The following is a 13092-nucleotide window of genomic DNA, read 5'->3' on the forward strand; positions in this document are numbered from 1 at the left end:
GAAAGGCGCACCGCCCGCACCGGGAAGGAGCAGCCACCCGACTCCGAATGACCGAGGAATCGGCCGGAAAGCGGGGAAGGGCCCGGAAAAGCGTTTCCCGCCGGCGGGATGGGAATTCCCGCCGGCGGGAAATGGAGCAAAGCCGGCCCGTTCGACCCGGGACGGGTCAGGCGCGGACGACCGCGACCCGGACCTTCTGGCCCTCGCCGACCACGCCGTCCGAGCCCTCGGCGACCTCGCCGTGCTCGACCGACTCGGCGAGCGTCTCCTCCTTCACGAACGCCTCGAACCGGCGCACCGCGTCCGCCACCGCCGCCGGCAGCTGCACCGTCAGCGCGATCCGGTCCGACACGTCCAGCCCGGCGTCCTTGCGCGCCTGCTGCACCACGCGCACCAGGTCGCGGGCCACGCCCTCGGCCGCCAGGTCCTCCGTCACCGCGGTGTCCAGCACGACCAGCCCGCCGCTGTTCGGCAGCGCCGCCGTCGCGCCCTGGTCGGTGGCGACCAGCCGCTGCTCGTACTCCTCCGGGAACAGCTCGATCCCGGCGGCCACGACGCGACCGTCCACCTCCTGCCAGTCACCCGCCTTGACGGCCTTGATGACCTTCTGCACGTCCGGCCCGAGGCGGGGACCGGCGGCACGCGCGTTGACCGCCAGCTGGAAGTGGCCGTGCGCGTCCACGTCCGTGGTGAGCTCGACCTCCTTGACGTTCACCTCGTCCCGCAGGATCCCGGTGAACGCCTCCAGCTGCGCCACCTCGCCCGAGGCGATCACGAGCTTCGCCAACGGCAACCGCACCCGCAGCTTGTTCGACTTCCGCAGCGACAACGCCGTGGACGCCACCTGCCGCACCTGGTCCATCGCGGCCACCAGGGCGTCGTCCGCGGGCAGGTCCGCCGCCGACGGGTAGTCGGCCAGGTGCACCGACCGGCCGCCGGTCAACCCGCGCCACACCGACTCCGCGGTCAGCGGCAGCAGCGGCGCCGCCACGCGGCACACGACCTCCAGCACGGTGTGCAGCGTGTCGATCGCGTCCTGGTCGCCGGACCAGAACCGGTCGCGCGAACGCCGCACGTACCAGTTGGTCAGCACCTCCAGGAACTCCCGGATCGAGGCGCACGCGCCCGAGATGTCGTACACGTCCAGCTGCGCCGTCACCCCGGCCACCAGGTCGTGCGTCTTCGCCAGCACGTACCGGTCCAGCACGTGCTCCGACGACGTCCGCCACTGCCCCTCGACCCCGTCCGCGTTGGCGTACAGGGCCAGGAAGTACCAGGAGTTCCACAGCGGCAGCACGGCCTGCCGCACCGCGTCGCGGATGCCGCGCTCGGTCACCACCAGGTCGCCGCCGCGCAGGATCGGCGACGCCATCAGGAACCAGCGCATGGCGTCCGAGCCGTCGCGGTGGAACACCTCGTTGACGTCCGGGTAGTTCTGGCGCGACTTGGACATCTTCTGCCCGTCGTCGCCCAGCACGATCCCGTGCGCCACGCAGTTGCGGAACGCGGGCCGGTCGAACAGCGCCGTGGCCAGCACGTGCATGGTGTAGAACCAGCCGCGCGTCTGGCCGTTGTACTCGACGATGAAGTCGCCCGGGTAGTGGTCCTCGAACCACTGCGCGTTCTCGAACGGGTAGTGGACCTGGGCGAACGACATCGAGCCGGACTCGAACCAGCAGTCCAGCACCTCCGGCACCCGCCGCATCACGGACTTCCCGGACGGGTCGTCCGGGTTCGGCCGGGTCAGGTCGTCGATCGTGGGCCGGTGCAGGTCGGTCGGGCGCACGCCGAAGTCGCGCTCCAGCTCGTCCAGCGAGCCGTAGACGTCCACCCGCGGGTACGCCGGGTCGTCCGACACCCACACCGGGATCGGCGAGCCCCAGAACCGGTTGCGGGAGATGTTCCAGTCGCGGGCGTTCTCCAGCCACTTGCCGAACTGGCCGTCCTTGATGTGCTCGGGCACCCAGTTGATCTGCTGGTTCAACTCGACCATGCGGTCCTTGAACCGCGAGACCGCGACGAACCACGACGACACGGCGCGCTGGATCAGCGCGTTGTCGCACCGCCAGCAGTGCGGGTACGGGTGGTCGTAGGTCTCGTGCCGCAGCAGCAGGCCCGCTTCCTTCAGGTCGCGGATGATCGGCTTGTTGGCCTCGAAGACCTGCAGCCCCTCGTACGGCGGCACCTCGGCGGTGAACCGGCCGTGCGCGTCGACCGGCACGACGACCTCGATGCCCGCCGCGTCGGTGACGGCCTTGTCCTCCTCACCGAACGCGGGCGCGATGTGCACCATGCCCGTGCCGTCCTCGGTGGTGACGTAGTCGGCGGCCAGCACCTGGTGCGCGTTCTCCCGGCCGACGAAGAAGTCGAACGGCGGCGCGTACTTGCGCCCCACCAGGTCGGCGCCCTTGTACCGGGCCACGACCGGCGGCTCCTCGCCCAGCTCGCGGGCGTACGCGGGCACGCGGGCCTCGGCGAGCAGGTAGCGCTCGCCGTTCGCCTCGACGGTCACGTAGTCGACGTCCGGGTGCACGGCGGCGGCCAGGTTCGACGGCAGCGTCCACGGCGTGGTCGTCCAGACCAGGGCCAGCTCGCCGGTCTCCAGGCGCAGGCCGACGGTCACCGCCGGGTCCTGCCGGTCCCGGTAGGTGTCGTCCATCTTGGTCTCGGTGTTGGACAGCGGCGTCTCGCAGCGCCAGCAGTACCAGAGCACCCGGAAGCCCTCGTAGACCAGGCCCTTGTCCCACAGGGTCTTGAAGGCCCACATGACGCTTTCCATGTAGTCCAGGTCGAGGGTCTTGTAGTCGTTGTCGAAGTCCACCCAGCGGGCCTGCCGGGTCACGTAGTCGCGCCACTGGCCGGTGTAGCGGAGCACCGAGGTGCGGCAGGCCTCGTTGAACTTCTCGATCCCGAACGCCTCGATCTCGCTCTTGGACGAGAACCCGAGCTGCTTCTCCGCCTCCACCTCGGCGGGCAGGCCGTGGGTGTCCCAGCCGAAGCGGCGCTCGACGTGCTTGCCGCGCATGGTCTGGTAGCGCGGGACGACGTCCTTGACGTAGCCGGTGAGCAGGTGGCCGTAGTGCGGCAGGCCGTTGGCGAACGGCGGGCCGTCGTAGAAGACGAACTCGTTCGCCCCGTTCTCCCCGGCCGGGCGGGCGTCGATCGAGGCCTGGAACGTCCGGTCGGACTTCCAGAAGTCGAGGACACCCTCCTCGAGGGCGGGGAAGGACGGCTGGGAGGGAACGGAACCCTCGCCTGCCTTCGGGTAGGCCATCGTGCTGCTCCTCGCGTGCGTCCAACCGGCTCACGGGGACGACACGCCGGTCAGGCGCACCGCGGTACCACCCCGCTTGCCAGGGCGCGAAGGCACTGGCCTCTCTTCGACGGCTGTGACGGGCCGCTCCCGTCCGGTTCTACTGGGGCTCGCGCCCGTTCTTCCGGAGGCTCCCCGGTGATGGCCGGATCAACGCCGTGCTGCCACCCAGGGTAGCCGAACCGCGCAAACCACTTTGAGCCGTTCCCCTCGGAAGGGCCTCCCGACCCGTTGCCGAGCAGGGGCGTCCTCCGCGCACGCGATCCCGTGCAGCGGGACTCAGTCGGCTTCCGACCGGTCCGCGGTCCGCTTGCGGGCGGCGAGGCCGGCGTCCGGGCGGCACACCGCGCACGGCGTGAAGCCCAGTTGGCGCGCCTCGTCGACCGGCAGGCCCAGCGACGCCCGTGAGGCGAGCCAGGAGCAGTCGGCGAGGTGGTAGCGAGGACGCTCGTCCAGCACCCGCACCTCGTCCGTGAGCTCGCTCACGATCAAGGCGTCGGCCGCGTCCGTGTCCTCCTCGCCAGGTTCGAGATGTGCCTGATCGGGTGGACTTTCCGGGGTTTCGCCCTCGGTGCCCCGCGGCACCTCGTGTTGATCGCCGGCGCTAACCTGGTGATCAACAACTGCGGCGCCGGCAGCCTGGGGGCCCGACCGGCGGCGAAGCCACCAGTCGAGCACCAGGACCACGGCAGCGGCCCCGCTCGCACCCACGGACAACCAGGCCCAGTGCGTCTGGGCGCTGGTGAGCGCGGGCACGAGCAACCCCAGGGCTGCCAGCACCAACAGCAGGACTGTGTAGAGCACGTCGAGCAGACTAGATCAGCAACGCCGATCAGCCGGCTTCGGCGCGCGCCCCGAACGAGTACCCACCCTGCTGACGGCCGTCGGACGGCGCGGCGGGGCCGCGGTCCTGCAGGTCGCGCAGCGACGACTCGAGCATCGTCTTGAGCCTCGTGCGGTACTCGCGCTCGAAGGTCTGCAGCTTGTCGATCTGCTTCTCGAGCGTGTTCTTCTCCTGGGTGATGTTGCCCATCACCTCGGCGTGCTTGCGCTGCGCGTCGCGGTCGAGCGCGCTGGCCTTCTCACGGGCCTGCCGCTCCAACGTCTCGGCGCGGGTCCGCGCGTCGTTCAGCATGGTCTCGGCACGCGTGCGCGCCTCGTTGACCATCGTGTCGGCCTTGGACCGCGCCTCGGACAACAACTGCTCCGACTTGGTCCTGGCCTCCGACAGCATCCCGTCGGCCTCGGCCTTGGCCTCGCCGGTGAGCCGGTCGGCCATCTCCTGGGCCAGGCCGAGCACCTTGGCGGCCTGGACGTGGTGGTCACCACCACCGCCGGGCGATGTCTGCTCCAGCGCCGAAGGGGGCGGCACCGGAGCGAGCCTGCGGGGCTCGTCCACGACGCGGCTCGGGCCGACGCCCGCGGCAACCTTCGCCCGGGCGTCTTCGAGGTCGGCACGCGCGGTCTCGACCTGCTGGTCGAGCTGCTCGACCTGCTGGCGCAGGTCGTTGTTCTCCTCGATCAGGCGGGCCAGTTCGCCCTCAACCAGGTCGAGGAACGCGTCCACCTCGTCCTCGTTGTAGCCCCGCTTGCCAATCGGCGGCTTGCTGAACGCGACGTTGTGCACGTCCGCGGGGGTCAACGGCATCAGATCACCTCACGCACTCCTGGGCTGTGGACATCCCTGGTCCCCTCACCTGGGATCGGCTACTCGCATCAGAATGATAACGACCAGCAACAGCACAATAATGGACAAGTCCAGACCGATGCCGCCGATCCGCACCGTCGGGATGATCCGACGCAGCAAGCGGACCGGAGGATCGGTCACGGTGTAGACGGTCTCAAGCGCCACCGCGACCCCGCCCGCAGGCCGCCATCCCCTGGCGAAACTACGGACGAGCTCCACGACGACACGCGCCGTGAGCAGCAGCCAGAACGAGAACAACACGTAGTAGACCACGAGCCAGAGGGCATCCACATGCTCAACTGTGCCACCACTCAGCCCTGGTTGAGGAACCCGCCCTCCGCGAGTCGCCTGCGGTCCTCCGCTGTGACGTCGATGTTCGGGGGTGAGAGAAGGAACACCTTGTTGGTGACCTTGTCGATCGAGCCGCGCAGCGCGAACGCCAGACCGGCCGCGAAGTCGACCAGCCGCTTGGCGTCCGCGTCGTTCATGTCGGTGAGGTTCATGATCACCGGCGTGCCGTCGCGGTAGTGCTCCCCGATCGTCCGCGCCTCGTTGTAGCTGCGCGGATGCAGCGTGGTGATGCGGGCGAGCGGGTTGCCGGCGGGCTCCGGGGCGGGCCGCAGCCTGCCCACGGGCTCGCGCTGCGGCTCCACGGCCAGTGCGCCGTGCGTGTCCGGGCTCCACGGCCGACGCGGGCGGGCGCCGCGCTCCGGCTCGAAGTCGTCCCCGTCGTCCAGCTCGGCGCGGTAGCCGTTGAACGAGCGGCGACGGGCGGTGCGCTGCTCCGGGTAGGTCTCGTACTCTTCCGGGTCGGCGTAGTCGGACCGGTAGTCCGCGTAGCGCCGGTCGTCGTCGTAGGCGGCCGGGTCGTCGGCGTACTCGGCGGGAACCATCCCGAAGTAGGCCTTCAGCTTGTGAAACCCGCTCATGGCTCGAGCCCTTCCTCCGCCGAGATCCCTACCCGAAGGACGTCGCGGCCGTCCCAGAGGTTCCAGACAGTTACGGCGAGGCTAGTCTCCGGCTGCCCAGCAACGCTGTTCCGACACGCACGCACGTGGAACCGTGCGCTATCGCATCCTCCAGGTCACCGCTCATCCCCGCCGAGATCACGGTGGCATCGGGATGATCGACCCGCAAGCGGGTTACCGCTTCGTATAGAGCGGCAAACGCCTGCTGTGGAGACATCCCGAGGGGTGCGACGGTCATCACACCTCGAAAAATAAGTTCACCTGAACGTGCTACGTGATCGGCCAGTCGCGGAAGGTCACCGATCGGGTGACCGCCGCGGGTCTCGTCACCGTCGATGCTGACCTGGACCAGCACCTCGGTCGGCTCGGTCGCGGCCTTGGCGATGGCGTCGGCGAGCCGGACCGAGTCGACGGTGTCGATCCGGTCGGCCCAGCGGAGGACGGACTTGGCCTTGTTCCGCTGGAGCGAGCCGACCATGTGCCACTTCGCCGCGGCGTCCGGGCGCAGTTCGGCGAACTCGGCGGTCTTGCGGCTCGCCTCCTGGTCGCGGTTCTCGGCGAAGGCGGTGAGGCCGAGGTCGCTCAGGATGGCCACGTCCTGCGCCGGGAAGGTCTTCGTGACGGCCAGCAAGTCGACCTCATCGGGTGATCTTCCGACGGCCGCGCACGCCTTGGCGATGCGTTCCCTGACCTCCGCGAGTGACAGGGCCAGCTCCTCGCGCCGGTTCACGGCTCCATCCAGACGACGCCCGCCAGCCGTCCCGTCCCCGGGTCGCGGCGGTGGCTGAACAGGGACTTCTCCTCGACCGTGCAGCGCGGGTCGACCCCGATCCGGCCCACGCCCGCGTCGGCGAGCTGCTGCCAGAGGCCCGCGCGCAGGTCCAGGGCGGGCTTGCCGGCGCGGGTCTTGGACGCGCTGCCGGGCAGGTGCTTCTCGACGTCGTCGCGCATCGCGGCGGGCACCTCGTAGCACTGGCCGCAGACCGCCGGGCCGAGCAGGACCTCGACGCGGTCCACCCGCGCGCCCAGCTCGACCATGCGGTCCAGGGTCGCCGGGACGACGCCGACCCGTGCGCCGACGCGTCCGGCGTGGACGGCGGCGATCACGCCCGCCTCGGGGTCGCCGAGCAGCACCGGCACGCAGTCGGCGGTCAGCACGACCAGGCCGAGCCGCTCCTGGCTCGTGACGACGGCGTCGGTGGCCTCCAGCGGCTCGCTCACCGGCCCGTCCACGACGCCGACCGTGCGGCCGTGCACCTGCTCCATCCAGACCAGCCGGTCCGGTTCGAGCCCGATCCCCTCGGCGAGCCGCTGCCGGTTGGCCTCGACGGCCGCCGGGTCGTCACCGACGTGGTCGCCGAGGTTGAAGGAGTCGTAGGGGGGTTTCGACACGCCGCCTTCGCGGGTGGTCAGGACACGACGGATGCGCACCACCCAAGCTTCCCAGACCCCGCGTGCCGAACTCCCGGGTCCCGCGAGTCGAGCCTCCGGGACCTCGGAATTCGCCGTTCAGGTCGGGCGTGTCGAACGCGCAAAACCCCCGGGTCCGACGCTCTCGACGGCCGATCGGCCGTCCTGAGCGTTGAACTCGGGGGTCCTGAGTGTTCGACTCGCGAGGTCAGCGACGCATGAACGGCGGCACGTCGACCTCGTCGTCGGGGTCGTCCGTCACCGGCACGGCCCGGTTCGGCAACGACCCGCTGGTGCTCCCCGGCACGCCCGGCGACAGCGACCTCGGCATGGTCGGCTGCGGCGCGGCGTACGGGGACTGGCCGTTGCCCTGGCCGGACTGCGGCTGCTGCGGCACGGTCGGCCGCGGCGGCACCGGCTGCTCCACCTGCTGCACGGGCTGCGGCTGCGGCTGGTGCTGGTGCACGGGCGGCGGTTGCTGGACCTGCGGCACCGGCTGCGGCTGCGGGTTGTGGTTCACCTGACCCGCGGCGGCCGAGGCCACGGGCGTGCCACGCGGCGGGCTGGACAGAGCCTGCGGCTCCAGCTTCTTGTGCGTCGGCCCGCCACTGTCAAAACCCGCCGCGATCACCGTCACCCGGACCTCGTCACCGAGCGAGTCGTCGATGACCGTGCCGAAGATGATGTTCGCGTCGGGGTGCGCGGCTTCCTGCACCAGCGAAGCCGACTCGTTGATCTCGAACAGCCCGAGGTCGCTGCCACCGGCGATCGAGAGCAGCACGCCGTGCGCGCCCTCCATCGAGGCTTCCAGCAACGGCGAGTTGATCGCCTTCTGGGCGGCTTGGACCGCTCGGCCCTCGCCTCGGGCCGAGCCGATGCCCATCAACGCGCTGCCCGCGCCGGACATGACCGACTTGACGTCGGCGAAGTCCAGGTTGATCAGACCGGGCGTGGTGATCAGGTCGGTGATGCCCTGGACACCGGACAGCAGCACCTCGTCCGCGGAGCGGAACGCGTCCATCAGCGAGACGCCGATGTCGCCGAGCTGCAGCAGCCGGTCGTTCGGGATCACGATGAGGGTGTCGCACTCGTTGCGCAGGGCCTGGATGCCTTCCTCGGCCTGCTTGGCGCGGCGCTTGCCCTCGAACGAGAACGGTCGCGTGACCACACCGATGGTCAGCGCGCCGAGCTTGCGGGCGATCGAGGCGACCACGGGCGCGCCACCGGTGCCCGTGCCACCGCCCTCGCCGGCGGTCACGAACACCATGTCCGCGCCCTTGAGGACTTCCTCGATCTCCTCGCGGTGGTCTTCGGCGGCCTTGTGGCCGACTTCGGGGTTGGCGCCTGCACCGAGGCCGCGGGTGAGTTCGCGGCCGATGTCGAGCTTCACGTCGGCATCCGACATGAGCAGCGCCTGGGCGTCGGTGTTCACCGCGATGAACTCGACGCCCTTGAGCCCGACCTCGATCATGCGGTTGACGGCGTTGACACCGCCACCGCCGATGCCGACGACCTTTATCACCGCGAGGTAGTTGTGCGGGGGCGTCATCGGTCCGCCTTCCTGATCGTGTCCGTGCTCATGTGCTGGAGTGGATGACCACCGGTGTCACAGCCCGGACGGATCTCCACCCGGATTGAAACTCTCAACCAGAGGTTCAGAGTTATGTCAACCCCGTATGTTCCTGCTGGACGTTATGCATCGCGAATGCCTCGGTCCAGCAGCCACGCCGTGTTGTGTCCTGACCGGGTGAGCGGTCTCTACTCGCCGGTCACCCCGTCGAGCAGTTCCCGCACCACGTCCAGGTGCCCCGCGTGCCGACCCGTTTCCTCGATCATGTGGATCAGCACCCAGCGCACCGAAAGCCGCTTGTCGCCGCGGAACGCCACCTCGTGGTCGAGGTCGAGGCCCGCGACGAGTTCCCGACTCGCCGTGCACTGCTCAGCGTAGTCGGCGATCAATCCCGAGATCGTCTCGCCCGGCTCGATGCGCCAATCGGCGTCCGGGTCCTCGCGGGTGTAGGGGGCGCGCGAAGGCCGGCCGGCCAGCGCCACCTCGAACCAGTAGTGCTCGACCCACCGCAGGTGCTTGACGATGCCCGCGGCCGTGTTGAGCTGCGACGGGAGCACCGATCGCGCGGCGTCGTCGTCGGACAGCCCGGCGCACTTGAACTCGATCGTCCCGCGCAGGAAGTCGAGGAAACCCGACAGCAGGGCGCGTTCGTCGCCGGTGTACGGGAGTTCGATCCGGTTGTCCACCGGCGTCTGCGTCATACCGGAAGTATCACCGCGCGACCACGCCCGGACGATCGACTTTCCCGGATACCTCGTGTGGCGGGTTTCACCACGTGACCGGGTTTACCGGCCCCGTTCCCGGGACCGGGTTCACGACACCGTGGGCAGTTCGGGGCTGGACACGTCGAACACGGTGCCCTTGCGGGTCATCAGCACGTCGAGCACGGCGGCCTTGCGCACGGTGTCGGCGGACGAGCCCCAGCGGGCCTCACGGCTGCCGCTCAGCATCAGCCGGATGTCCGAAGGCGAGTCCGCGGTGACGCTGAGCACGTCCTCCCGCAACGCCCCGGGCACCTGCGTGAGCACGGACACCGCCGCGGCGACCGCGTCCGCGGACACCTTCAGCTCCGGCAGGCCGGCCGGCGGCTGCACGACGGTCGCGTAGTCCTTGCCGGTCACGTCGACCAGGTGCGCGCCGTCGGGCGCGATGACCACCGCGACCGGTTCCCGCTCGTCCACGGTGAGCCGCACGGTGCCGGGCACGACCCGCTCGACCTCGACACCGGCCACGCGCGGCAGTTCCCGGACCCGGGCGGCGACCGCGTCGACGTCCAGCCGCACCAGGGGCGTGCCCGGCTCGATCGCGGCGGCCGTGCGGACCTCGTCGCCGGTCAGGTTGGCCACGCCGCGCACCTCGACCTCGCGGACGCCGAGCGCGGGCGTGAACCAGACCGTGCAGACGACGACGGTCACCACGAGCATCGCGAGGATCGCGCCGACGCGGCGGCGGACCACCTTGCGCCGGTACAGCTCGGCCCGCGTCGGACGTCGGGTGGGACGACGGCGCGCCGGCGGCCGGGAACCCGGGCCGGAGGAAGCGCCCGGACGACGACGCGCCGCCTGTGTGCTCATGTCACGCCTCGCCCGCGCCCGACGACGGGACCGGGGCGCCGGGCGCCGCGCTCGCGAGCCCGCTCATGCCCGGTCCAGCTCGCCGACGATCTCCGGCCCGAGCATGGTCACGTCGCCCGCGCCCATGGTCACCACCAGGTCGCCCTCGCCGACCATGCTCGCGACCAGCGCGGGCACCCGGTCGAACGACGGCTCGTAGACCACCTTGCCGACGTCGAGCGGCACCAGGCCCGAGACCAGCGCGCCGGTGACGCCGGGCTCCGGCTCCTCCCGCGCGCCGTAGACGTCGAGCACGACGACGCCGTCGGCGGCGCCGAGCGCGGCGGCGAACTCCTCGGCGAACAGCCGCGTCCGCGAGTACAGGTGCGGCTGGAACACCACGACCAGCTTGCCGTCGCCCGCGACCGGCCGGGCGGCGGCGATCTGGGCGGCGACCTCGGTGGGGTGGTGGGCGTAGTCGTCGTAGACCCGCACCCCCCTGGCCTGGCCCTTGAACTCGAACCGCCGCCGGACGCCGCCGAACGCGGCCAGCCCGATCAGCACGCCCTGGCGGTCCGCGCCCAGCTCCAGCGCGGCGATCAGGGCGGCGATGGCGTTGCCCGCCATGTGCTCGCCCGGCACGGCCACGCGCACGTCCACGACCTCGCCGTCCAGCTCGACCCTGGCGACGCCGCCGGAGTCGGCGGGCCGGTAGTCGAGCATGCGGACCGAGCCGTCGCCGGTGGCCGTGCGGCCGTAGGTGCGGACCCGGATGCCGAGCTTGGCGGCCCGTTCGGCCAGCGCCGCCGAGCCCGGGTCGTCCGCGCACGCGATCAGCACGCCGTCGGGCGTGATGCGCTCCAGGAACGAGTCGAACACCGCCACGTACGCCTCGACGGTGCCGTGGTGGTCGAGGTGGTCGGCCTCGACGTTGGTCACGACCGCGACCGACGGCGAGAAGTAGAGGAACGAGCCGTCGCTCTCGTCGGCCTCGGCGACGAACACGCCGCCGGCGCCCTGGTGCGCGTTCGCGCCGGACTCGTTGAGGTCGCCGCCGATCGCGAACGACGGGTCCATCCGGCAGTGCTGCAGCGCGACCGTGAGCATGGACGTGGTCGACGTCTTGCCGTGCGTGCCGGCGACGCACGCCACCCGGTGGTCGAGCATCAACGCGGCCAGCGCCTCGGCCCGCCGCAGCACGACCGTGCCGCGGGCGCGGGCTTCCACCAGCTCCGGGTTGTCCTCGCGGATCGCGGTGGACACCACGACCGCCGTGGGGCCGTCGGGCAGCTGGTCGAGGTTCGCGCCGGCGTGGCCGACCGCGATCGCCGCGCCCTGCGCGCGCAGCGCGAGCACGGTGCGCGAGTCCTTGGCGTCCGAGCCGGACACCTGGGCCCCGCGGGCGAGGAGGATCCGGGCGATGCCGCTCATGCCCGCCCCGCCGATGCCGACGAGGTGCACGCGGTCCAGGACGTCGCTCACTTCTTGACCACCTCGAGCACCATGCGGGCCAGCACCTCGTCCGCCTCGCGGTGACCGGTGCTCAGCGTGGCCGCGGTCATCGCGGCCAGCCGGTTGCGGTCGGACACCAGGGGGACCACGTTCGCCGTGATCCAGTCCGGCGTCAGCTGCTCGTCGGGCACCAGCAGGCCGCCGCCGGCGGCCACGACCGCGCTCGCGTTGAGCGACTGCTCGCCGTTGCCGATCGGCAGGGGCACGAACACCGCGGGCAGGCCCACGGCGGACACCTCGGCCACCGTCATCGCACCGGACCGGCACAGCACCGCGTCCGCCGCCGCGTAGGCGAGGTCCATCCGGTCCAGGTACGGCACCGGCACGTACGGCGGCGCGCCCGGCACCGACTGCACCGCGACGGTGTTCTTGGGGCCGTGCGCGTGCAGCACCCCGATACCGGCCTGGGCGAACGCCGACGCGGCGCCGGACACCGCGTTGTTGATCGACCGGGCGCCCTGCGAGCCGCCGAACACCAGCAGCGTGGGCGCGGTCGGGTGCAGGCCGAAGTGGGCGCGGGCCTGCTGCCGCAGCTCGGCGCGCTTGAGCGAGGTGATCGAGTAGCGCAGGGGGATGCCGATGATCTCGGCGTCGGTCAGGCCCGAGTCGGGCACGGCGGCGGCGACCCGTTCGGCGAACTTCGCACCGACCTTGTTGGCCAGGCCCGCCTTGGCGTTGGCCTCGTGCACCACGATCGGCACCCGGCCGCGCGCGGCGAGGTAGGCGGGCAGGGCGACGTAGCCGCCGAAGCCCACCACGACGTCGGCGCGGACCCGTTCGAGCACCTCACGGGTGTGCTTCACGGCGCCGCGCACCCGCAGGGGCAGCTTGAGCAGGTCGGGCGTCGGCTTGCGCGGCATCGGCACCGGCGGGATCAGCTCCAGCGGGTAGCCGCGGGCCGGCACGAGTCTGTTCTCCAGACCGCGCTCTGTGCCGAGCGCGACGACCCGCGCGTCGGGCCGAAGCCGCATGACCGCGTCGGCCAGGGCCAGGGCTGGCTCGATGTGCCCGGCGGTGCCGCCTCCGGCGACCACCACGCACGGTCCGGCCTGCTGGGGAACCCCGGTCACGCATTTCCT

Annotated in this window: 12 protein-coding genes; all 12 read right to left on the reverse strand. The window is 71.2% G+C overall.

Going from position 1 to position 13092, the window contains the following annotated elements; all coding sequences use genetic code 11:
* Positions 1-166: 166 nt before the first annotated feature.
* The 12 genes from ileS to murG all read right to left on the reverse strand — a co-directional run bounded on the left by ileS (position 167) and on the right by murG (position 13083).
* A complete protein-coding gene (gene ileS, locus ACZ7GX_RS30930) occupies positions 167-3274 on the reverse strand; it encodes an isoleucine--tRNA ligase (protein WP_498781737.1) in 3108 nt (1035 codons plus the stop codon).
* A gap of 318 nt (positions 3275-3592) precedes the next feature.
* Positions 3593-4117, reverse strand: coding sequence for a hypothetical protein (locus tag ACZ7GX_RS30935; protein WP_498781739.1), 525 nt, complete (start codon positions 4115-4117; stop codon positions 3593-3595).
* Between the two features lie 28 nt (positions 4118-4145).
* On the reverse strand, positions 4146-4961 hold the full coding sequence (gene wag31 / locus ACZ7GX_RS30940) for a DivIVA-like cell division protein Wag31 (RefSeq protein WP_106613404.1): 816 nt from the start codon (positions 4959-4961) through the stop codon (positions 4146-4148).
* 45 nt (positions 4962-5006) lie between these two features.
* A complete protein-coding gene (locus ACZ7GX_RS30945; RefSeq protein ID WP_033437765.1) occupies positions 5007-5291 on the reverse strand; it encodes a YggT family protein in 285 nt (94 codons plus the stop codon).
* A 20-nt stretch (positions 5292-5311) separates the two neighbouring features.
* Positions 5312-5929 carry a cell division protein SepF gene (locus tag ACZ7GX_RS30950; protein WP_498781741.1) on the reverse strand — a complete coding sequence of 206 codons (618 nt, stop codon included), beginning with the start codon at positions 5927-5929 and terminating at the stop codon, positions 5312-5314.
* A gap of 70 nt (positions 5930-5999) precedes the next feature.
* The gene (locus ACZ7GX_RS30955; protein WP_498781743.1) at positions 6000-6698 is read right to left on the reverse strand and encodes a YggS family pyridoxal phosphate-dependent enzyme; all 699 of its coding nucleotides are present in this window, start codon (positions 6696-6698) and stop codon (positions 6000-6002) included.
* Complete coding sequence (gene pgeF / locus ACZ7GX_RS30960) at positions 6695-7399, reverse strand: peptidoglycan editing factor PgeF (protein ID WP_498781744.1); 705 nt, start codon at positions 7397-7399, stop codon at positions 6695-6697. The genes ACZ7GX_RS30955 and pgeF overlap by 4 nt, the downstream gene beginning before the upstream one ends.
* Positions 7400-7586: 187 nt before the next feature.
* Positions 7587-8927 (reverse strand): cell division protein FtsZ, encoded by a 1341-nt coding sequence (gene ftsZ, locus ACZ7GX_RS30965; protein ID WP_498781746.1) that lies wholly within the window; start codon positions 8925-8927, stop codon positions 7587-7589.
* 209 nt (positions 8928-9136) lie between these two features.
* Complete coding sequence (locus ACZ7GX_RS30970; protein ID WP_498781748.1) at positions 9137-9649, reverse strand: DinB family protein; 513 nt, start codon at positions 9647-9649, stop codon at positions 9137-9139.
* 111 nt (positions 9650-9760) lie between these two features.
* Entirely contained in the window at positions 9761-10522 is a 762-nt protein-coding gene (locus tag ACZ7GX_RS30975; RefSeq protein WP_498781749.1) for a cell division protein FtsQ/DivIB, read from the reverse strand.
* Positions 10523-10585: 63 nt separating this feature from the next.
* The gene (gene murC, locus ACZ7GX_RS30980; protein WP_498781750.1) at positions 10586-11983 is read right to left on the reverse strand and encodes a UDP-N-acetylmuramate--L-alanine ligase; all 1398 of its coding nucleotides are present in this window, start codon (positions 11981-11983) and stop codon (positions 10586-10588) included.
* The gene (gene murG / locus ACZ7GX_RS30985) at positions 11980-13083 is read right to left on the reverse strand and encodes an undecaprenyldiphospho-muramoylpentapeptide beta-N-acetylglucosaminyltransferase (protein WP_498781751.1); all 1104 of its coding nucleotides are present in this window, start codon (positions 13081-13083) and stop codon (positions 11980-11982) included. Before murG ends, murC begins: the two co-directional genes overlap by 4 nt.
* Positions 13084-13092 lie beyond the last annotated feature (9 nt).

The sequence above is a fragment of the Actinosynnema sp. NPDC037264 genome, from assembly GCF_055603705.1.

Coding starts and splice junctions, on each gene's coding strand:
- ileS (WP_498781737.1), bottom strand. CDS start 3,274: ATGGCCTACCCGAAGGCAGGCGAGGGTTCCGTTCCCTCCCAGCCGTCC.
- wag31 (WP_106613404.1), bottom strand. CDS start 4,961: ATGCCGTTGACCCCCGCGGACGTGCACAACGTCGCGTTCAGCAAGCCG.
- ACZ7GX_RS30950 (WP_498781741.1), bottom strand. CDS start 5,929: ATGAGCGGGTTTCACAAGCTGAAGGCCTACTTCGGGATGGTTCCCGCC.
- ftsZ (WP_498781746.1), bottom strand. CDS start 8,927: ATGACGCCCCCGCACAACTACCTCGCGGTGATAAAGGTCGTCGGCATC.
- ACZ7GX_RS30970 (WP_498781748.1), bottom strand. CDS start 9,649: ATGACGCAGACGCCGGTGGACAACCGGATCGAACTCCCGTACACCGGC.
- ACZ7GX_RS30975 (WP_498781749.1), bottom strand. CDS start 10,522: ATGAGCACACAGGCGGCGCGTCGTCGTCCGGGCGCTTCCTCCGGCCCG.